The organism is Arsenicicoccus sp. UBA7492, assembly GCF_002479615.1.
In the GTDB taxonomy this organism is placed as follows: Bacteria; Actinomycetota; Actinomycetes; order Actinomycetales; family Dermatophilaceae; genus Arsenicicoccus; species Arsenicicoccus bolidensis.
On sequence record NZ_DLOE01000019.1, the window covers coordinates 2,764 to 22,962 of the forward strand.

Below are 20,199 nucleotides of genomic sequence, written 5' to 3' on the forward strand. Positions count from 1 at the left end.
CGATGTCGGCGTGGATGACCGCCGCGCCCGGCGCGAAGGTCGACAGCTGGCCGGTGACCCGGTCGTCGAAGCGCGCGCCGAGGGTGATCAGCAGGTCGGCCTTCTGCAGGCCGGTGACCGCGGCCACCGAGCCGTGCATGCCGGGCATGCCCAGGTGCAGGGGGTGCGAGTCGGGGAAGGCGCCGCGGGCCATCAGCGTCGTGACGACGGGGATGCCGGTGAGCTCCACCAGGCGGCGCAGGTCCTCGTGCGCCTCGGCGCGGATCACGCCGCCCCCGACGTAGAAGATCGGCCGGCGCGAGGTGCGCATGAGGCGCGCGGCCTCGCGGATCTGCTTGTGGTGCGGCCGGGTCACCGGGTGGTAGCCCGGCAGCTCGAAGGTCGGCGGCCAGGAGAACGTGGTGCTCGCCTGGAGCGCGTCCTTGGTGATGTCGACGAGGACCGGACCGGGGCGGCCGGTGCTGGCGATGTGGAACGCCTCGGCCAGCGCCTGCGGGATCTTGGCCGGGTCGGTCACGAGGTAGTTGTGCTTGGTGATCGGCATCGAGATGCCGCGGATGTCGGCCTCCTGGAAGGCGTCGGTGCCGATCGAGGCGCTGCCGACCTGGCCCGTGATCGCGACCATCGGGACGGAGTCCATGTGGGCGTCCAGCAGCGGCGTCACGAGGTTGGTGGCACCGGGACCGCTGGTGGCCATGCACACGCCGACCTTGCCGGTGGCGGAGGCGTAGCCCTGGGCCGCGTGCCCCGCGCCCTGCTCGTGGCGCACCAGCACGTGGCGCACCGAGCTGGAGTCCATGAGCGGGTCGTAGGCCGGGAGGATCGCTCCGCCGGGGATGCCGAAGACGGTGTCTACCTCGAGCGCCTCCAGCGCGAGGACGAGGCTCTGCGCGCCCGTGACCTGGACCGGCGTCCGGTGCCGCACGCTGGCGGCGACGCTGGAGGGGTTGGGGGCGGGCGAGCCCGGCCGGGCGGGCGTGGCAGCGGTCGACGTGGTGTCGGTCACTGTGTCTCACCACTTTCGGATGACATCGTCGTCGGGTCGGCGGGTGCCGACCCTGTGCGGGTCCGGTCCTGCGATCGTGCGTGCTGATCGGGCGTACTCATGAAAAAACCCCTGACCCGGGGTGCCGGGACGCAGGGGTGGCGCGCTGTCAGGAGATCGACGGCGCGCTAGGGAAGTACGAGGATTCGGGCCACGGGTCAACAGTCCCCCAGCCGAGGCCCCGCGTCAAAGGGGGCACGCGCCAATCTCGCGATGTGGGCAGCGTGTCCCACGTCACGGACGTCGGCGGGGTGGCCGGGTCCGGGGCGTCCCCGCAGACTGGTCGTATGCCGAAGCCCCGCCGCCTCGCCCTGCCGCTGACCGCCGGCCTGACCGCCGGCCTGCTCGCCGTCACGGCGTGCACCGGCTCGCCGCCGTCACCGTCGTCGACGCCCTCGTCAGCGTCCTCCCCGGCACCGTCGTCGCCAGCGACCTCCAGCACGTCGACGGCCCCAGCCTCGCCGGCGACGCCAGGCTCGGCGACGTCGGGCTCGGCGACCTCGGGCGCCACCACGCCCACCGCCACCAGCCCCGTCGAGGTGGCGACCGGGCTCGACGTGCCGTGGGGGCTGGCCTTCCTGCCCGACGGCTCCGCGTTGGTCACGCTCCGGGACGAGGGGCGGGTGCTGCGGGTCCGCGAGGGCGCCCAGCCGGTCGAGGTGGGCCGCATCGACGGGGTCGAGGCCAACGGCGAGGGCGGCCTGCTCGGGATCGCCGTCTCGCGCGAGTTCGCCACGGACCGGCGGGTCTTCGTCTATCACACCACCGGCGAGGACAACCGGGTGGCCAGGCTCCGGCTGGAGGGCGACCGTCTGGTGCCGGAACGCGTCATCCTGTCGGGCATCCCCTCGGGCGGGATCCACAACGGCGGCCGGATCAAGGTCGGCCCGGACGGGATGCTGTGGGTGCCGACCGGGGACGCCTCCGAGCGTGACCAGGCTCCGGACCCGTCCTCGCTCGGGGGCAAGATCCTGCGGGTCACCGCTGATGGCGCCCCCGCTCCCGGCAACCCGGACCCCTCGTCCCCGGTGTGGTCACGCGGACACCGCAACGTGCAGGGACTGGCCTGGGACGGTGAGCAGCGGCTGTGGGCCACGGAGTTCGGGCAGAACACCTGGGACGAGCTCAACCTGATCGAGAAGGGGCGGGACTACGGCTGGCCGACGGTGGAGGGCCGTCGACAAGACACCGCGGGGGGCGGCGACGCGCGGTACACCGACCCGCTGGTGGTCTGGAGCACCGACCAGGCCTCCCCCAGCGGGCTCGCCATCGGCGCCGACGGCGCGGCCTACGTCGCCGCTCTCCGGGGCGAGCGGCTGTGGCGAGTCCCCTTGCAGGGCAGCACGACCGGTGAGCCTCAGGCGCTCCTGCAGGGGACCTACGGCCGGCTGCGGACGGTCGAGCGTGGCCCCGACGGGCGGCTGTGGATCATCACCAGCAACACCTTCCGCGGGGACGAGCGGGACGGCGACGACCGCATCGTGATCCTCCCCGCGTCGACGGGGCGCTGACCCCCTCCTCCACGGGGCGCTGACCACCTGCGCGCGACGCGAGCCACGACGGCCCCGTCAGCCGGATCCCTCCGCGACGGGGCCTGTCAGCCGGAGCCCGCCGCGACGGGGCCTGTCAGCCGGATCCCTCCGCCGCGAGCGCCTCGTCGACCGTACGGATCCTGGTGCGCAGCAGGGATGTCGCCAGGGTCGAGTCCGGGCGCACGCAGGCCGGGCCGGGCGCTTCGCCACGGGGCTCGGCCGGCAGCGACGCCGGGTCCAGCCCCTCGTGGCGCGCGACCACGTCACCGGGCTCGTGGCGGCTCAGCGCCTGCGGCCCGGCGACGTGCAGCAGGCCCGGCGCCGCGTCGGCCCGGGCAGCCAGCTCCACCAGGGCGGTGGACAGGTCGAGGACGTGGACGGTACAACGGATCTCGTCCTCGCGGAGCGCCCCCTGCCCCGCCGCGACGGCGTGCACCAGCGCGTGGTGCTTGCTGCCGCTGCCGACGACCAGAGAGGTGCGGACGACCACCGCGTCGTCGAGCGCGGCGGACACGGCGGCCTCGCAGGCGGCCTTCGCCGCGGCATACGGCGTGGTGGGGGCGGGCGGGACGCTCTCGTCCGACCAGGCCTCGCGGCTCGGCAGGACGAGGTCGCTGGACAGGGCGACCAGGCGCGCCCCGACCCGGCTGCAGGCGCGGACGACGTGGACCGTGCCGAGGGTCGTCGTGGCCCAGTCCTGCTGGTCGTATGCCGTGTGCACGACCGCGTCGGGGCGGACGGTCTCGAGGCAGCGGCGGACCTCGGTGGCGTCCCTCACGTCGAGCCGGACGCCGCCGGGGCCGTCGCCGTCGCCGTCGCCGCCCGGACCGTCGCCGCCCGGGTTGCGGGAGGCGGCGACCACGTCGTGGCCCGCGGCCCGCGCCACCCGCACGACGTGGCGGCCGACCCACCCCGTGCCGCCGGTGACGAGCAGCCGCACGTCGATCAGTCCTGGCGGACGACCACGTCGACGAGGTCGGCGGTGGCCGCCCCCACGTCGAGCCAGTCCCCCTCGACCTCGAAGCGGCACAGCGTGGTGGTCGGGAACCCGCGGTCGAGGGCCTCGGCCATGTCCCGCGGGCCGTCCTCGGAGGCGATGGTGTTGGCGAGGGCGGGGATGCCCGGGGCGTGCCCGAGCACGAGCACGGTGCGGGCCTCGTCGGGCAGGTGCGTCAGCAGGGCGAGCAGCTCGTCGAGGCCGGCGTCGTAGACCTCGTCCGACAGGTCCACCGACGCCGCCTGCGCGCCTCCCTCGGTCGCCGCCTCCCAGGTCTGGCGCGTGCGCGTCGCGCTCGAGACGACCGCGAGGTCCAGGCCACCGACGTGCTCGGCGAGCCAGCGTCCCGCTGCGCGCGAGTCGTCGCGACCCCGGCTCGTGAGCGTGCGGGCGTGGTCGGCGCCCCCGCCGTAGGTGGCCTCGGAGTGACGCATCAGGAGCAGGGTGCGGGAGGTGTCCGTCATACGGCCATGATCACGCATTAGCGACGTCGCGGGGCGACCGGCCGACCGGCTGGCGCGGCGCGGACAGCAGCGGCTCGACCGAGCGGCGGGGCACGACGGCCGGCTCCGCGGGCGTGATCGTGACCTCCTCGCCGTAGAGGACGACGTCGAGGGAGTCGACGCCCGCCACGCTGACCGTGACCACGTCGCCCGCGTGCACCTCGATGCGGGCGTCGCGCCACAGGAACCTGAAGCGATAGCCCCGCAGCCCGTCGGGCAGCCGCGGGGACAGCTGGACGAGCGGGCCGTCCTCGCGCAGGCCGCCGAGGCCCGCGGTGAGCGCCAGCCAGGCCCCGGCCAGGGAGGCCAGGTGCAGGCCCTGCTCGGTGTTGCCCTGCAGGTCGTGCAGGTCCACCTGGGCGGCCTCGCGCAGGTAGTCCAGACCCAGCCCGAGGTGGCCGGCCTGGATGCACACCACCGACTGGATCCCCGCCGAGAGGGAGGAGTCGCGGACCGTGCGGGCCTCGTAGTAGTCGAGGTCGCGAGCGACCTGCTCGTCGGTGAAGTCGTCGCCGCACCACCACAGGGCGTGGACGAGGTCGGCCTGCTTGACCACCTGGTGGCGATAGATCTGGACGTAGGGCGCGTGCTCCTGCACGGGATAGCGGTCGCCCCAGGACTCGAAGTCCCACTCGTCGTACTCCGTGAAGCTCTCGCACTGGGGGTGGACCCCGAGGTGCTCGTCGTAGAGGACGTGGACGGCCTCGGCGGCCCGGGACCAGTCCGCGAGCTCGTCGCTGCTGACGCCCAGCTCGCGCGCCCGGTCGGGATGGCGCCCGCACGAGGCGACCGCAGCCCGCAGGTTGCGCGCCGCCATGAGGTTGGTGAAGACGTTGTCGTCGACGGCCGCGGTGTACTCGTCCGGGCCGGTGAGCCCGTAGAGGTGCCAGTGCCCCTGACGGTCGGTGTGCCCCAACGAGATCCAGAGCCGGGCCGTCTCGACCAGCACCTCGACGCCGTGGGCCCGCTCGAACTGCAGCTCGCCCCAGACGTGGCGGTAGAGGTCGAAGGCGCGGGCGATGTCGGCGTTGACGTGCATCGCCGCGGTCCCGGCCGGCCAGTAGCCCGAGGCCTCGTGCCCGTCGATGGTGCGCCACGGGAAGGACGCGCCCCGCAGCCCGAGCTGCTCCGCGCGGTCGCGGGCGGCGCCGATGGTCGAGGACCGCCAGCGCAGGATCTGGTGGGCCGCGCGCGGGGCGACCATCGTCAGCGTCGGCACGACGAATCCCTCGATGTCCCAGAAGGTGTGGCCGCTGTAGCCGCCACCGGTCAGCCCCTTGGCGCCGATCGGGGCGTCCTCGATCAGCGCGCTGGACTGGTAGACCTGGAAGAGGGCGTAGCGCAGGGCCTGCTGCAGCTCGTCGTCCCCGTTGATCTCCAGGTGCACGTCGTCCCAGAACGCGTCGAGGTGCTCCCGGTTGCCCGCGACCAGCTGCTCCCACCCGAGGTCGTGCCCGACCGCCAGGTGGGCGCGCACGTGGTCACCGAGCACGCCGTCGGGGCGGTCCCCGTCGCGCACGTAGGCCAGCAGCTTGAGCATCGTCAGACGCTCCCCCGCCTCGAGCTCGACGACCGTGGTGGTGCGGACGTGGTCCTCGTCGACGACGACCCGCGGGTGCACCCGCTCGACCCGGCCGTCCGCGCGCGCGACCGTCACCACGTGGTCGCAGCCGGACCCGACCTGCACGCCGCTGCGGATGGTCTCGTGGACGAGGACACCACCGTCCCCGCACTCGGTGCGGCGCAGGCCGCGATAGGGCTTGCGCAGCGCCGCGGCGACCTGCGGGTCGTCGTTGTCGATGATCGGCTCGGTGTCGTTGGCGGCGAGGTCGGACTGCACGACCAGGCGCACCGGCCCCTCGACCGCCTCGACCTCGTAGCGCACGGCCGCCAGCGAGCGCTCCACCAGCGACGTCAGCCGCCCTGTCGTGACCCGGACGCGCTCGCCCTCGGGTGCGCTCCAGTCCAGCTCGCGCGTGAGGGTGCCGCTGCGCATGTCCAGCACCCGGCGGTGCTCGCGGACCGTGCCGGCCGTGATGTCCAGGGGTGCGTCGCCGACGAGCAGCCGGACCCGCATGCCGTCGGGGACGTTGATCAGCGCCTGGCCCTGGTCGGGGTCGCCGTACCCCTTCTCGGGGTAGGACAGGGGGAAGGTCTCGTGGACGCCGCTGACGAGGACCCCGGTCTCGAACGCCGGGTCGCCCTCCTCCAGCGCACCGCGCAGGCCGATGACGCCGTTGGAGACGGTCAGCAGCGCCTCGGTCAGCCCCAGGCGCTGCGGGTCGACGTCCTCCTCGACGAGGCACCACGGATCGATGGCGAACGGGCTGGCCGGCATGGGGGGCTCCTGCTGGGGGCTGAGGGGCGTGGGCTGAGGGGGCGAGCAGTGGGGTGCGGGTCGACCGGAGGTGGGTGGGTCCGGTCCTGGCTACAGCGTGCCGGACCCACCCGGAGTTCCGGGGGCTTGCCCCCGTCTCGCACCCGACCGGGTCAGAGCACCAGGTCCGGCTTGATCCTCGCCGGGGTCCAGATGCGGGCCCGGTGGGCCGCCCAGCCGGCGGCCGCCAGCGCGACCCCGAGGTATGCCGCCAGCACGGCGACGTCGAGGGCGACGAAGGCCATGCGGCCGCCATACATCAGGTGGCGCAGCCCGTCGATGGCGTAGCTCATGGGCAGGAGGTGGTGCAGCACCCGGAGCGGCCCGGGGAGGGTCTGCCAGGGGAAGGTCCCGCCCGCGGAGACCAGCTGCACCACCAGGAGCACGAGGCCGAGGAACTTGCCGACGGCTCCGAACCGGGCGGTGAGGGCGTGCAGGACCGCGGCATACGTGATGGAGACGAAGGCCATGAACAGGACGGCCCACACCGGGTGCTCGACGTGGAAGCCGAGGCCCTGGAGCACGAGCCAGTAGACCAGGAAGGACTGGCCGCCGGCGACCAGGGCGGGGGTCATCCACCCGCTGAGGGCGACCCGCCAGGCCGGCTGCTGCGCGGCGAGGGCCCGGGTGGACAGGGCCTTGACCAGGAGGAAGAGCACGTAGGCACCGATCCACAGGGAGAGGCTGACGAAGAACGGGGCCAGCCCGGCGCCGTAGTTCGCGGCCTGGGCGGGGTTGCTCGCCCGCACCGCGACGGGGTTGCCGACCGTCTGCGCCGCGGCCTCACGCTGCTGCTGGGTGTAGGCCGGGACCTGCTTGACCCCGGCGGCCAGCTGGTCGTGCAGCTGCTGGGCACCCTGCTGGGCCTTGGTCGCGCCGTCGCGGAGCTGCCCGGCCCCGGCGGCGAGCTGCTGTGCCCCGGCGACGGCCTTGTCCTCGCCCGACGCCAGGGTGTGGGCTCCGGTAGCGAGGGTGTCCAGGCCCGCGCTCAGCCGCGTGGCCCCGTCGTCGAGCTTGGTGCTGCCGGCGTGCGCCGCGGCGATCCCGTCGTGCAGCTGGACGGACCCGGCGGCCAGCCGGTCCGCACCGTCGGCGACCTGGCCGGCACCGGTGGCCGCCTTGGTGGCGCCGGCCGACAGCGTGGTGGCGCCCGTGGCGAGCCGGCCCGTCCCGGCCTGCAGCTCGCCCAGCTTGTCGGCGAGCGTGGCGCTGCCCGACGTGAGCTGGTCAGCACCCGCCGCGACCTGCTGGGACCCCTCGGCCAGGGTCGTGAGCTTGCCCGACGCCCTCGTGACGGTGGCGGACGCCCGGTCCAGAGCCGCATCGAGGGACGCGAGGTCGTCGTCGGCGCTCCCGAGGCGCGTCTGCAGGGTGTCGTGGATGCGCTGCAGGCGCGCGCGGGCGGGGTCGTCGGCGGGCAGCGCGTCGATCGCCTCGCCCAGCGCCGCGACCTGCTGCCTGAGGGTGTCGACCTGCCCCTGGAGCTCACCCTTGTGCTGCTTGCGGGCCCGGTCGATCTGGGCGGCGCCGTCCTTGGCGAGCGACCCCGCCTCGGCGACCTTGGCGTTGCCGGCGGCGACCTGGTGGGCGCCAGCCGCGACCTTGGCCGCACCGGTGTGCAGGGTGTCCGCACCGGCCTTGAGCTGTCCGGCTCCCGTGGACGCCGCCGTGGCGCCGGACGCGAGCTGGGTCGCACCCTTGGCGAGGGCGGCGTTGCCGTCGGCGACCTGACGGGCGCCGGAGGCGAGCTGTGCGGTCTGTCCCGGCAGCGCCGCGGTCTTGGTGTCCAGCGTCGTCAGGCCGTCGTCGAGCTGCCCGGCCCCGTCGGCGAGCGCCGACGCACCGGAGCGGGCCGAGTCCGCCCCACTGGCCAGGCGGTTCGCCCCGTCCCGCAGCTGGACCGCACCGTCGCGCAGCGACGAGGCTCCGGTGGACAGCCGTCCCGCCCCGTCACCCAGCTGCCCCACGCCCGTCGCGAGCTGCCCCGCGCCGTCGACGGCCTGCTGCATCTTGCCGTGGATGGTGCTCATCCCGTCGAGCAGCTGGGCCGCGGCGGTCGAGCTGACCTGGGAGGCCACGGACTTCGTCACCTCCGCGACGACCGTGCTGGAGATGGTGCGGGCGAGATAGCCGTTGGTGTCGTTGGTGTACTGCTCGAGGTGGGCCTGCCGCGGCGAGGTGGATCCCGCCGATGCCAGGTCGGCGGAGAATCCCGCCGGGATGATCAGCGCGAAGTCGTAGTGCTCGTCGTCGACGCCCGCGACGGCGTCCGCGCGCGAGACGCGGTGCCAGTCGAAGGTGTGGCCGTCGAGGAGGGTCCGTGCGACCTGGTCCCCCACCGCCAGGCGCTCCCCGGAGGCCAGCGTGGTCCCGGCGTCCTCCACCACGACGGCGGCGGGGACGTTGCGCAGGTTGGCATAGGGGTCACGGTTCGCATAGAGGTACAGGCCGGCATACAGGCTCGGTATGACGAGCATGGCGGCGAGGGCGAGGCGGAGCAGCGGCCCGCTGGTCAGCCGTCGCAGCTCGGCCATGGCGAGACGATGGGCCCTCATGCGGACACCCCCAGCTCGTAGGTGCTCTCGAGGCCGAGGAGACGGACGCTCGAGTGGGTCGCCAGGACCACGACGACCAGACCCTGGTCCGCCAGCACCCGGGCGACGCCGTGCCAGGCGTGCGGGGAGCCGCCCCACCGGTCCGGGCTGGTCAGCACGACGGCGGTGACGTCCTCACGCTGCGCGGTGATCTCGGCCAGCCAGCGGACGTGCTCGGCCGGCTCGAGGGACTCCCACCGCTGCGCCGAGCGTTCCTCGGCGCCACGCTCACGAAGGAAGGCGCGGATGTCGGCTCGCCGGGACGGGAGGCCGGCGAGGGCCAGCTCCTCCCCCACGACGACCTCGATCGGCAGACCGGGCTCGGGCTCGGTCACGCCGGGGACGTCGACGAGGGCGACGCGACGGCGACGGACGTGCGGCTCGGGGTCGCCGTTGCAGGTGATGCTCCCGTCGTCGAGACGGACGCGACCGCCGAGGGCCAGCGCGAGGGTGGTGGCCGCAGGCCCCGGGTCACCGGCGACGACCGTCACCTCTCCCTTGCGGGCGGCCAGCGAGGTCGGCAGGAGCAACGGGCCGTGCGGCCCGTCGACGGCTGCTGCGTGGGCGATGAGCGCCATGACGCACTGCTCCTTGGTGCCCGGGATCGACCGGGCTCGGGTCGTCCTGCGGGGAGGACTGGGGACATCTTCTGATACACCAGCGTATCCGGGTTCATTCCCGTATTCAATTCATAGGTGTATCGTGAGGGCATGACCACTCGCAGTGATGCCCCGCCGCGGTCCGCACGTCGCGAGGCCACCCGTCAGCGGATCCTCGCCGCGGCGTCCCAGGCATTCGCGGAGCGGGGGTTCCACGGCACGAGCGTCGAGGACGTCTGCGACCGTGCGGGATTCACGCGCGGGGCGTTCTACTCCAACTTCGCGTCCCGAGACGAGCTGGTGGTCGAGCTCGTCGCGCAGCGCACCGCCCGGCTGCGTGACCGCGTCCGCGAGCTGTCGGAGGAGGACGACCTCACGCCACGCGAGCTGCTGCACGGGGTGCTGACCCTGTGGTCCGACCAGCCCGGCGAGCGCCAGCAGTGGTTGCTGCTGCAGACCGAGCTCATGCTGCACGCCATCCGCGACCCCGAGGCGGGGGCGGCCTGGCGCGAGGTCGTCGCCCGCGGCCATCAGGAGACGGCGGCCACGCTGGAGGGCTACCTGCGGCGGCACGGCATACGGCTGCCGGTCAGCAGCCTGGAGCTCGCCCGGTTGCTCTTCGCGGCCTTTCAGGGGGGCGCCCTGCAGCACCTGCTGGACCCGGCCCAGGTCGGCCCGGACGACCTCGAGAACCATCTGGTGGCGGTGCTGGAGGCGGCGCTGACCCGGGACGACGACACCGACGGCACGGCATCACCCGCCTGATCCACCCGGCTCGGCGGACCGGTCAGGCCCGCAGGTCGGCGTACTCCGGGTGCTTGTCGAGGTAGGCCGCCACGAAGGAGCAGAGCGGCCGCACGACCAGACCCCGAGCGCGCACGTCCTCGAGCAGCCCCTGGACGAGGGCCGAGCCGACCCCCTGCCCGCCGAAGGCGGGGTCCACCTCCGTGTGCGGCACGACGACCACCCCACTCCCACCGGCCTCGTCACCCTCGACGTAGGCGTCGGCGAAGCCCGCGAGCTCGCCGTCCAGCCGCACCTCGTAGCGGTGCCGGCTGTCCTCGCGGGTCACGGTGATGTGCTCAGCCATGCGGACAGTGTCTCACCGCGCGATCTCTACGACATTGTCGAAGGGCTCGCCCGACGCGATGTGGTGCAGCTGTCGGCGGACGAGATCGCTCGCGCGGCGCCAGAACCCGTGCGCCAGACCGCCGACGTGCGGCGCGATCAGGACCCCGGGGGTGGACCACAGCGGGTGACCGTCGGGCAGCGGCTCCGGGTCGACGACGTCCAGGGCGGCGCGCACGTGCCCCGACCGCGTCGCGGCGACGAGGGCGTCGGTGTCGACGACGCGCCCGCGGGCGACGTTGACCAGGAGCGCCCCCTCGCGCATCGAGGCCAGGAAGTCGGCGTCCACCAGCCGGTCGGTGGCGTCCGTGTGCGGGACGATGAGGATGATCACGTCCTGGCGCGGCACGAGGGCGTCGAGCTCGTCGATGCCGTGCACCCGCTCGACGAGGTCGTCGCCCTCGCGGGCCCGGCTCGCCACCACGGTGATCTCGGGCTCGAACGCCTGCAGGCGGCGCACGATGGCCTGGCCGATGTCGCCGTAGCCGACCACCAGGACGCGCTGGTCGGCCAGCCCGGGCTCGAAGTGCTTGTCCTGCCAGTGCTGCTCGCGGTGTCCCTCGAGCATCCAGGGGACGCCGCGCTGCGCGGCCAGCGTCAGCGTGAGGGCCAGCTCGGAGGTGCCGGCAGCGTGGACGCCGCGGGCGTTGAGCAGGCTCGCCCCCTCGGGGACGAAGGGGATGGCGTGCTCGTAGCCCGCGGACAGGAGCTGGAAGGCGCGCAGCCGCGGCAGCTCGGCGAGACGCTCGAAGCCGTCCGCGGACAGGGTGTAGGGGGCGACGACGAGCTCCACCTCGTCCGCCCGCGGGCAGGGACCCGTGAGGTCCCACGGGATCATCTCGATGCCGGGCACGGGGCCCACGCGGTCGATCCAGTCCTGGTCGGCAAGGGTCACGAGGGTCATGCCCTCACCGTATGTCGTGCCGCCCCAGGCTCGCTCACCCGCCCGAGACGGCGGACAGGACGATGACGGTGGCCCCGTCACGCAGCGTGGTGCGCGTGCCCGCGTCGCGCTTGACGTCGTGGCCGTCGACGAACGCGTTGACGTGCCGGCGCAGCTCACCCGTCTCGTCGCGGATCTTGCTCTCCACCAGCGGAAGTGGCGCGGGTGAGGAACGCAGCGCGTCCAGGGCGGCGGCGAGGTCGGCCCCGTCGGCGAGCTCGAGCGCCACCTCGGGCGGGGCGCCCACCATGGCCTGCAGCGGTGCCGGGAGGCGGATCAGGACGCGCACGGCTCAGTCCTCCACGGTGGCCGCACGCACGCAGAGCACGTCCGGCAGCTGGGTCGCCACCAGCGCGAATCCCTCACCCTCGTCGGCGGATCCGTAGACGTCGCCGTTGCGCGTCCCGACATACAGGCCCATCGGCGAGCCCTGGTCGGTGCCGGCCGCGTCCCGCAGGACGCAGGTGAAGGTCGGGTCGGGCAGGCCCGCGCTCTGCTCGCGCCAGGTGCGGCCGCCGTCGTCGGTGCGCTGCAGCTGGAGGCGTCGCTCGGGCGGGAAGCGCACCCCGTCGGACTCGACGGGGACGAGCCACGCCCGCCCCGCGTGCCCCGGCTGGGTCAGGACGGCGAAGCCGAAGTTGGTGGGCAGGCCCTCCTCGATCGAGGTCCAGGAGCGACCGTCGTCGTTGGAGCGGTAGACGCCCAGGTGGTTCTGGGCGTAGAGGACCTCGGGGTCGGCCCCGTCGCGGGCGACCTTGTGGACGCACTGGTTGAACTCCGGGTAGGGATCGGGGCCGTAGGAGTCCTTGATGCCGACGTTGGCGGCCGACCAGGTGTCGCCGCCGTCCTCGGTGCGATAGACGCCGCCCGTGCTCATCGCGACGACCATGCGGTCCGCGTCGGTGGGGTGCGGCAGGACGGTGTGGATCGCGCCGCCGCCGAAGCCCTCGCCCCAGTGCGGCCGGTGCGGGTGCTCCCACAGACCACGGACGAGCTCGAAGGTGCGACCCGCGTCGCTGCTGCGCCACAGCGCCTGCGGCTCGGTGCCCGCCCACACGACGTCCTCGTCGAGGGGGTCGGCCACGAGCTGCCACACCCGCTTGAGCGCGACGCCCGTGTCCTCGGGGAACCGGATGGCGTCCGGCGACTCCGGCTCGAAGGTCCGGCCGAGGTCGTGGGAGACCCCGACATACGGCCCCCAGTGCCAGGAGTGGCTGCCGACCAGCAGAGTGGTCCGGCCCGCCCGCTGGTCGAAGGCGACGGACGGGACCTCCTGCATCGGCAGGAGGGGGCCCTGGACGTCCCAGGTGCGTCGGTCGTCGCCCCCCGCGCTGGTGGCGACGAAGAGGCCCTTGCGGGTGCCGATGGCGACGACGGTTCGTGTCATGACGCCATGTTCACACCGTTCACATCGATGCGCAAGAGGCAGCCGGCCCGCCCCGCGCGCAGACCGTGCCTGTCGTGCCTGTCGTAGGTTGGCGGTGAACCGATCGAACCCCACCCTCGAGGAGTCACCATGCCCGCCGTCGACGAGATCCTGCGCACCCTGCCCGTGGCCGACCTCGCCCGTCAGCTCGACGCCCGGCCCGAGGAGGTGCAGCACGCCGCCGCGGCGGTGCTCCCCGCCCTGCTCGGCGGCCTGCAGGCCAACGCGACCGACCCCGCCGGCGCCCGGTCCATCTCCGAGGCCCTCGGCCAGCACGACCCCCAGCTCGTCGACGGCCGCGTCGACCTCGGCGCCGTCGACACCCGCGACGGCGAGGCGATCGCCGCCCACATCTTCGGCGGCAACCAGGAGCGGGTCGCCCAGCAGCTCGGGGGCCTGCAGGGCGTCGGCGGGCCGCTCGTCCAGCGGCTCATCCCGATCCTCGCCCCGATCGTCATGTCCTGGCTCGCCAAGCAGGTCCTCGGCCAGGCGGGGGCGGGCGGCAGCCTCGGCCAGGCGCAGGGCGGCCCCGTGGGCGGCACCGTCCTCGACGACATCCTCGGGTCGGTGCTGGGTTCCGCGGCGGGCCAGACCGGGACCAGCCCCCGCGACGACGTCGACCGCCGCGAGGCGCAGGGCTTCGACACGGGCACGATCATCCGCGACGTGCTGGGTGGCCTGCTCGGCGGCGGACGTCGCTGAGGAGGCGGGCACCATGACGGACGACGACACCACCGGGGCCATCGCTCCGGCCACGGCAGCAGCCCGTGAGGTCCTGTCCGACCTCCCCCGCACCATGCGGTGGCAGGAGGACCTCTACCAGGACCTGCACCGCCACCCCGAGCTGTCCCTGAAGGAGACCCGCACCAACCGGATCATCGCCGACCGGCTGGCCCACTGGGGCTACGACGTCCTCGAGGCCGGGGCGGCGTCGTGGGGGTGCTGCGCAACGGTGACGGTCCGTGCGTGCTGTTCCGCGCCGACACCGACGCCCTGCCCGTCCAGGAGGACACGGGGCTCCCCTACTCCTCCACCGTCGACGGCGTGATGCACGCCTGCGGCCACGACCTGCACATCACCTGGGCGCTCGGTGCCGCGCAGCTCCTCGCCACCCACCAGGGCGCCTGGTCCGGCACCTACGTGGCGCTCTTCCAGCCGGCGGAGGAGACCGCCGAGGGAGCCCGCGCCATGGTCGACGCCGGGCTCGTGGACCGCGTGCCCCGACCGGACGTCGCCCTCGGCCAGCACGTCATGCCGGCCCGCGCCGGCCTCGTCAGCTCGGCCTCGGGTCCGCGGTTGTCGGCCGCTGACTCGCTGCGGGTCACCGTCCACGGCACGGGGTCGCACGGGTCGATGCCGCACCTCGGGGTCGACCCGGTGGTCGTCGCGGCGGCCATCGTCCTGCGCCTGCAGACGGTGGTGTCGCGGGAGATCGCGCCGGCGGACTTCGGTGTGGTGACCGTGGGTTCGCTCCAGGCCGGCGCCAAGAGCAATGTCATCCCCGATCGCGCCGTGCTGCTCCTCAACGTCCGCAGCTACGACGAGGCGGTGCGGGAGCGCATCCTGGCCGCCGTGGAGCGGATCGTCCGCGGCGAGTGCGACGCGGGCGGCTGCCCCCGCCCCCCGACCATCGAGTACTACGACCAGTTCCCGCTCACGACCAACGACGTCGCCGTGACGGACGTGGTGAGCGCGGCCTTCGCGGGGCACTTCGGCCAGGATCGCGTCGCCGAGCTCGCCCCGCTGACCGGCAGCGAGGACTTCAGCATCGTGCCCGACGCGTTCGGGATCCCCTACACCTTCTGGACGATCGGCGGCTTCCCGGCGGACGCCCCTCCGGTCCCCAACCACAACCCCCGGTTCGCCCCGGTGCTGCACCCCACCCTGGAGACCGGCACGGAGGCCGCCGTCACGGCGGTCCTGGCCTATCTCGCGACCGGCGGCTGAGCCCATGAGCAGCCCCCAGGCTCCCCGCCGGCACGCCGACCGCACCACCCCGGCCGAGGCTCGCGGCAACGACCGGCTGCTCGCGGGCCTGGTCCTCGCCGTCCTGACCTTCTGGTTGTTCGCCGGGTCCGCCGGGTCGGTCGCGCCGGCCATCATGCGCGACATCAACGGCCCGTATGCCGACGCCGCCCGCCGCACCTGGACCGACCCCCTGCTCGGCAACGACGCCATGAACCTCGCCGTAGCCCTCACGGCGCTCTTCTCCGGCATGTTCATCGTCGTGCTCGGCGGGGTGGCCGACCGGGTGGGCCGGTTCCGGGTGCTGCTGATCGGTCTGGTCCTCAGCGTCGTCGGGTCGGCCTGCCTGATCCTCGCCGCCGGCGCGCTCGCCGCACCGCTCGTGCTCGTGGGGCGTGCGGTGTAGGGCCTGTCCGCCGCGTGCGTCCTGCCCACGACGCTGGGTCTGGTGCGCGCGTGCTGGGACGGGGCCGCCCGCCAGCGCGCGGTGTCGATGTGGTCGATCGCGTCGTTCGGCGGTTCCGGGCTCGCGTCCCTCGTGGGCGGGTTCACGGTCACCTACGTCGGGTGGCGCTGGATCTACGCCGTCTCCATCGTCGTGGCCGTGGCCGCAGCCCTGCTGCTGCGGGGCCAGGGCGAGTCCAAGGTCGTCTCCTCCACGCCCTTCCACCTGGACGTGCCGGGCATCGCGACCTTCGCGGCGTCGATGCTCTCGCTGATGGTCGTGACGACCTTCGGGGCCAAGATCGGCTGGACGTCGCCGATCACGCTGGCCCTGGCCGCCGTCGCGATCGTCGGCCTGGTCCTCACCGTGGTGATCGAGGGCCGGGTCCGGCAGCCCTTCGTGGACCTGCGGCTCTTTCGCAACCGCATGTTCTCCGGCGCCACGCTGGCCAACTTCCTGCTCAACACGTCCATCGGCATGCTCATCGTCACCCAGCAGCTCCTCCAGGTCGCCGGCGGCATGAAACCCCTGGACGCGGGCCTGCTGACCCTCGGCTACGCCATCACCGTCATCGCGTTCATGCGCGTCGGCGAGCGGCTGCTGCGTCGCTACGGCGCCAAGAAGCCGATGCTGTGGGGCACCGGGTTGCTCGTGCTGGCCGGCTGCGCCTTCCTGCCCACCAACCTGCTGCTCTCGCAGTACCGCCTGACGGCGATCCTCGGCTACACGCTGATGGGGCTGGGGCTGGCCTGCTTCGGCACGCCCGCGACCGACGCCGCGCTCTCCAACCTCCCGGTCGAGCAGAGCGGGGCCGGGGCCGGGATCTACAAGATGGCGTCGTCCCTGGGGTCGGCGATCGGCACCGCCACCTCGCTCGCACTGTTGACCGCCGGATCCAGCTCGCCCCCACGGGTGATCGGCTCGGTCCTCGTGCCGCTCGGTCGCCAGGACAACGTCGGTCTGCGCCAGGGCGCGGACGTCGCCCTGCTGTTCAACATCAGCCTGCTGCTGCTGTCGGCCGTGGTCATCTGGGTGGTCGTGCCCTCCCACGACCGCTCCACCCAGACGTCCTAGCCGTATGACGACGCCGTGGCCGCCCTCGCGTGAGGGCGGCCACGGCGGCATACGGCAGGAGCAGGCAGATCAGCCTGACGTGGTCACATCAGCCGGCCTTGGTCACACCGGCCTGGCGTGCGAAGCCCGGCCGATGTGACGACCTGGGGCAGGTCACTGGCACTTGGCCATGATCAGCTCGCGGACCTTGCCGGCGTCGGCCTGGCCCTTCATGGCCTTCATGACCTGACCGATCAGGGCCCCGGCGGCCTGGACCTTGCCGTCCTTGATCTTGGCGACGATGTCGGCGTTGCGGCCGAGCACCTCGTCGACGGCCGCCTCGAGCGCCGAGTCGTCCTGCACCAGCTCGAGACCGCGGGCGTCGGCGACCTCGCGGGGCGAGCCCTCTCCGGCCAGGACGCCGTCCATGACCTGACGGGCCATCGAGTCGTTGAGCCGGCCGTCGCGGACCAGGCCGTCCAGCTCGGCGACGTGCTCCGGCGTGACCCCCATGTCGGCGAGGTCGCGGACCTGGTCGTTGGCGCGGCGGGACACCTCGCCCATCCACCACTTGCGGGCGGCGGCGGGTGTGGCGCCGGCGGCGACGGAGGCCTCGATCAGCTCGACGGCGCCGGCGTTGACGACGTCGCGCATCTCCAGGTCGGAGTAGCCCCACTCCCCCTGCAGCCGCTTGCGGCGCTGCCCGGGAGGCTCGGGCAGGGTGGTCCGCAGCTCCTCGACCCACTCGCGGCTCGGGGCGACGGGCACCAGGTCGGGCTCGGGGAAGTAGCGGTAGTCCTCGGCGTCGGACTTCTCTCGCCCCGAGGTCGTGACCCCGGTGTCCTCGTGCCAGTGCCGCGTCTCCTGCAGGATCGTGCCGCCGGACGACAGGATCGCGCCGTGCCGGGTCATCTCGTAGCGCACGGCCCGCTCGACCGACCGCAGCGAGTTGACGTTCTTGGTCTCGGTGCGGGTGCCGAGCTGTGTCGACCCCTTGGGCATCAGCGAGACGTTGGCGTCACAGCGCATCGAGCCCTGCTCCATGCGCGCGTCGCTCACGTCGAGCGCCCGCATGAGGTCACGGATCGCCGAGACATAGGCCTTGGCGACCTCCGGCATACGCTCCCCGGCACCGACCACTGGCTTGGTGACGATCTCGATCAGGGGGATCCCCGCCCGGTTGTAGTCGAGCAGCGAGTAGTCGGCGCCGTGGATGCGACCGGTCGCGCCGCCCATGTGCAGCGACTTGCCGGTGTCCTCCTCCATGTGCGCCCGCTCGATCTCGACCCGCCAGGTCGTGCCGTCCTCGAGCTCCACGTCCAGGTAGCCGTCGAACGCGATGGGCTCGTCGTACTGCGAGGTCTGGAAGTTCTTGGGCATGTCCGGGTAGAAGTAGTTCTTGCGCGCGAACCGGCACCACTGCGCGATCTCGCAGTTGAGCGCCAGGCCGATCCGGATCGCCGACTCGACGCCCTTGGCGTTGACGACGGGCAGGGCTCCGGGCAGGCCGAGGCAGACCGGGCACACCTGGGTGTTGGGCTCGGCGCCGAACTCCGTGGCGCAGGAGCAGAACATCTTGGTCGCGGTGCTCAGCTCGACGTGGACCTCAAGGCCCATCACCGGGTCGAAGCGCTCGAGCACCTCGTCGTAGTCGAGGACGGGCTCGACGTGCGTGGTGGCCATGGGTCAGCCGTCCTTCCGCGTCTCGGAGGTCTGGTCGGGCGTGCCGGGGGCAGGCGTCGCGGCTCCCAGGTCGGGCGCGTTGGCGAGCAGCGGCTCGCCCCAGGCGTCCTCGAGGGTGCGCTCGACGTAGGCCGCCACGCGGTACAGCCGGTCGTCGGCCATGGCCGGCGCGAGCACCTGCAGCCCCACGGGCAGGTCGTCCTCGGGCGCGAGCCCCACGGGCACCGACATGCCGGGGATGCCGGCGAGGTTGGCGGGGATGGTCGCGACGTCGTTGAGGTACATCGCCATCGGGTCGTCGAGCTTGTCCCCCAGGCGGAAGGCCGTGGTGGGCATCGTCGGGGAGATGAGCACGTCGCACTGCTCGAAGGCCGCCTCGAAGTCGCGCGCGATGAGCGTGCGGACCTTCTGCGCCTGGCCGTAGTAGGCCTCGTAGTAGCCGCTGGACAGGGCGTAGGTGCCGAGGATGATGCGGCGCTTGACCTCGTCGCCGAAGCCCGCCTCGCGGGAGGCCGCCATGACCTGCTCGGCGCTCGGCGCCTCGACCCCGGTCGGCGCGACGCGCAGGCCGTAGCGCATGGCGTCGAACTTGGCCAGGTTGGAGGACGCCTCGCTCGGGAGGATGAGGTAGTAGGCGCCGAGGGCGTAGTCGAAGTGCGGGCAGGAGACCTCGACGATCTCGGCGCCACCGGCGCGGAGCAGCTCGACGGTCTCGTCGAAGCGCTGCTGGACCCCGGCCTGGTAGCCCTCGCCGGTGAGCTCGCGGACGATGCCGATGCGCAGGCCGGACACGTCGCCGCTGCGGGCGGCCTCGACCACCGGGGGCACCGGCTGGTCGATGGACGTCGAGTCGCGGGGGTCGTGCCCGCCCATGAGCTCGTGCAGCAGGGCGGTGTCAAGGACGGTGCGGGCGCAGGGCCCCGCCTGGTCGAGGGACGAGGCGAGGGCGACGAGGCCGTAGCGGGACACCCCGCCGTAGGTCGGCTTGGCGCCGACGGTGCCCGTCACGGACGCGGGCTGGCGGATCGAGCCGCCGGTGTCGGTGCCGGTCGCCAGCGGCGCCTGGAAGGACGCGACGACGGCGCTGGAGCCGCCGCCGGAGCCGCCGGGGGTCCGCTCGAGGTCCCACGGGTTGTGCGAGGGGCCGTAGGCCGAGTGCTCGGTGGACGACCCCATCGCGAACTCGTCCATGTTGGTCTTGCCGAGGATCGGCATGCGGGCAGCCTTGATCTTGGTGACCACCGTGGCGTCGTAGGGCGGGATCCAGCCCTCGAGCACCTTGGAGCCGCACGTGGTCGGCAGGCCCGTCGTGGTCATGACGTCCTTGACGGCGATCGGCACACCCGCGAGCGGGTGCAGCTGCTCGCCGGCGGCGCGGGCCTCGTCGACCTCGCGCGCGGTGGCGAGGGCGCCGTCGGCGTCGACGTGCAGGTAGGACCGGACGGCCCCGTCGACGGCGGCGATGCGGTCGAGGTGGGCCTGCGTCAGCTCGACGGAGGTGAAGTCACGCGCCGCGAGACCCTCGGCCATCTGGGCAGCGGTGAGTCGGGTGAGGTCGGTGGTCGGCATACGAATCAGTCCTCGCTCAGGATGCGCGGCACCTGGAACCGGTCGAGCTCCTGCGCCGGCGCACCGGACAGGGCCTGCTCGCGGGTCAGGCCGGGGCGGACCTCGTCGGGCCGGGTCACGTTGGTCAGGGGCATCGGGTGCGACATCGGCGGGATGTCGTCGGCGGCAACCTCGCCGACCTGGGCCACCGAGTCGAGGATGACGGCCAGCTCCCCGGCCATCGTGTCGAGCTCGGCGTCCGTCATCTCGATGCGCGCGAGATTGGCCAGGTGCGCGACCTGGTCGCGGGACAGGGAAGACATGCTCGCCAGTCTAGTGGCGCGCGCCCGGGCCCCTTGCC

At 73.3% G+C, this 20,199-nt stretch carries 20 protein-coding genes; 7 read left to right on the forward strand and 13 right to left on the reverse strand.

Annotation, left to right across the window (positions count from 1 at the left end; all coding sequences use genetic code 11):
- Positions 1 to 1,006, reverse strand: a 1,006-nt coding sequence (locus tag B4E97_RS04810) for a thiamine pyrophosphate-binding protein (RefSeq protein WP_414632783.1), incomplete at its 3' end; no start/stop codon positions are given.
- 326 nt (positions 1,007 to 1,332) lie between these two features.
- Here B4E97_RS04810 and B4E97_RS04815 point away from each other — a divergent pair.
- Positions 1,333 to 2,556: a PQQ-dependent sugar dehydrogenase gene (locus B4E97_RS04815; RefSeq protein ID WP_286958904.1), complete on the forward strand. Its 1,224-nt coding sequence runs from the start codon at positions 1,333 to 1,335 to the stop codon at positions 2,554 to 2,556.
- A 115-nt stretch (positions 2,557 to 2,671) separates the two neighbouring features.
- Here B4E97_RS04815 and B4E97_RS04820 read toward each other — a convergent pair whose 3' ends face one another.
- The 5 genes from B4E97_RS04820 to B4E97_RS04840 all read right to left on the reverse strand — a co-directional run bounded on the left by B4E97_RS04820 (position 2,672) and on the right by B4E97_RS04840 (position 9,626).
- Complete coding sequence (locus B4E97_RS04820; RefSeq protein WP_286958905.1) at positions 2,672 to 3,517, reverse strand: sugar nucleotide-binding protein; 846 nt, start codon at positions 3,515 to 3,517, stop codon at positions 2,672 to 2,674.
- 5 nt (positions 3,518 to 3,522) lie between these two features.
- Positions 3,523 to 4,038, reverse strand: a complete 516-nt coding sequence (locus tag B4E97_RS04825; RefSeq protein WP_286958906.1) for a SixA phosphatase family protein — start codon at positions 4,036 to 4,038, stop codon at positions 3,523 to 3,525.
- A 10-nt stretch (positions 4,039 to 4,048) separates the two neighbouring features.
- Positions 4,049 to 6,415, reverse strand: coding sequence for a glycoside hydrolase family 65 protein (locus B4E97_RS04830; RefSeq protein WP_286958908.1), 2,367 nt, complete (start codon positions 6,413 to 6,415; stop codon positions 4,049 to 4,051).
- A gap of 152 nt (positions 6,416 to 6,567) precedes the next feature.
- On the reverse strand, positions 6,568 to 8,988 hold the full coding sequence (locus B4E97_RS04835) for a YhgE/Pip domain-containing protein (protein WP_286958909.1): 2,421 nt from the start codon (positions 8,986 to 8,988) through the stop codon (positions 6,568 to 6,570).
- Positions 8,989 to 9,005: 17 nt separating this feature from the next.
- Positions 9,006 to 9,626, reverse strand: a complete 621-nt coding sequence (locus B4E97_RS04840) for an ABC transporter ATP-binding protein (protein WP_286958911.1) — start codon at positions 9,624 to 9,626, stop codon at positions 9,006 to 9,008.
- 132 nt (positions 9,627 to 9,758) lie between these two features.
- On the opposite strand from B4E97_RS04840, the gene B4E97_RS04845 reads away from it, so the two are divergent.
- Entirely contained in the window at positions 9,759 to 10,412 is a 654-nt protein-coding gene (locus B4E97_RS04845) for a TetR/AcrR family transcriptional regulator (RefSeq protein WP_154593469.1), read from the forward strand.
- A 22-nt stretch (positions 10,413 to 10,434) separates the two neighbouring features.
- Here the strand turns inward: B4E97_RS04845 and B4E97_RS04850 are convergent, their stop codons facing one another.
- The 4 genes from B4E97_RS04850 to B4E97_RS04865 are packed head-to-tail and all read right to left on the reverse strand — an operon-like array spanning position 10,435 to position 13,105.
- Entirely contained in the window at positions 10,435 to 10,737 is a 303-nt protein-coding gene (locus B4E97_RS04850) for a GNAT family N-acetyltransferase (RefSeq protein ID WP_019287852.1), read from the reverse strand.
- A 12-nt stretch (positions 10,738 to 10,749) separates the two neighbouring features.
- Positions 10,750 to 11,679, reverse strand: coding sequence for a 2-hydroxyacid dehydrogenase (locus tag B4E97_RS04855; protein ID WP_286958912.1), 930 nt, complete (start codon positions 11,677 to 11,679; stop codon positions 10,750 to 10,752).
- 34 nt (positions 11,680 to 11,713) lie between these two features.
- A complete protein-coding gene (locus B4E97_RS04860; RefSeq protein ID WP_019287854.1) occupies positions 11,714 to 12,007 on the reverse strand; it encodes a MoaD/ThiS family protein in 294 nt (97 codons plus the stop codon).
- Between the two features lie 3 nt (positions 12,008 to 12,010).
- The gene (locus B4E97_RS04865) at positions 12,011 to 13,105 is read right to left on the reverse strand and encodes a WD40/YVTN/BNR-like repeat-containing protein (protein ID WP_019287855.1); all 1,095 of its coding nucleotides are present in this window, start codon (positions 13,103 to 13,105) and stop codon (positions 12,011 to 12,013) included.
- A 129-nt stretch (positions 13,106 to 13,234) separates the two neighbouring features.
- Here B4E97_RS04865 and B4E97_RS04870 point away from each other — a divergent pair, with 129 nt between their 5' ends.
- The 5 genes from B4E97_RS04870 to B4E97_RS04885 are packed head-to-tail and all read left to right on the forward strand — an operon-like array spanning position 13,235 to position 16,628.
- The gene (locus B4E97_RS04870) at positions 13,235 to 13,846 is read left to right on the forward strand and encodes a DUF937 domain-containing protein (protein ID WP_019287856.1); all 612 of its coding nucleotides are present in this window, start codon (positions 13,235 to 13,237) and stop codon (positions 13,844 to 13,846) included.
- Between the two features lie 13 nt (positions 13,847 to 13,859).
- Positions 13,860 to 14,192, forward strand: coding sequence for a hypothetical protein (locus B4E97_RS18965; protein WP_349681168.1), 333 nt, complete (start codon positions 13,860 to 13,862; stop codon positions 14,190 to 14,192).
- On the forward strand, positions 14,111 to 15,091 hold the full coding sequence (locus tag B4E97_RS04875) for an amidohydrolase (RefSeq protein WP_313536258.1): 981 nt from the start codon (positions 14,111 to 14,113) through the stop codon (positions 15,089 to 15,091). Before B4E97_RS18965 ends, B4E97_RS04875 begins: the two co-directional genes overlap by 82 nt.
- A gap of 4 nt (positions 15,092 to 15,095) precedes the next feature.
- Positions 15,096 to 15,515, forward strand: coding sequence for a hypothetical protein (locus tag B4E97_RS04880; protein ID WP_286955721.1), 420 nt, complete (start codon positions 15,096 to 15,098; stop codon positions 15,513 to 15,515).
- A gap of 3 nt (positions 15,516 to 15,518) precedes the next feature.
- Positions 15,519 to 16,628, forward strand: coding sequence for an MFS transporter (locus tag B4E97_RS04885; protein ID WP_286958929.1), 1,110 nt, complete (start codon positions 15,519 to 15,521; stop codon positions 16,626 to 16,628).
- A gap of 153 nt (positions 16,629 to 16,781) precedes the next feature.
- On the opposite strand, the gene gatB is transcribed toward B4E97_RS04885, so the two are convergent.
- Genes gatB through gatC form a run of 3 tightly spaced genes read right to left on the reverse strand, consistent with a single transcriptional unit; the run spans position 16,782 to position 20,161 of the window.
- Positions 16,782 to 18,290 (reverse strand): Asp-tRNA(Asn)/Glu-tRNA(Gln) amidotransferase subunit GatB, encoded by a 1,509-nt coding sequence (gatB, locus tag B4E97_RS04890; protein ID WP_286958913.1) that lies wholly within the window; start codon positions 18,288 to 18,290, stop codon positions 16,782 to 16,784.
- Between the two features lie 3 nt (positions 18,291 to 18,293).
- Complete coding sequence (gene gatA / locus B4E97_RS04895) at positions 18,294 to 19,859, reverse strand: Asp-tRNA(Asn)/Glu-tRNA(Gln) amidotransferase subunit GatA (protein WP_286958914.1); 1,566 nt, start codon at positions 19,857 to 19,859, stop codon at positions 18,294 to 18,296.
- 5 nt (positions 19,860 to 19,864) lie between these two features.
- On the reverse strand, positions 19,865 to 20,161 hold the full coding sequence (gene gatC / locus B4E97_RS04900; RefSeq protein WP_029212234.1) for an Asp-tRNA(Asn)/Glu-tRNA(Gln) amidotransferase subunit GatC: 297 nt from the start codon (positions 20,159 to 20,161) through the stop codon (positions 19,865 to 19,867).
- Positions 20,162 to 20,199: the final 38 nt, after the last annotated feature.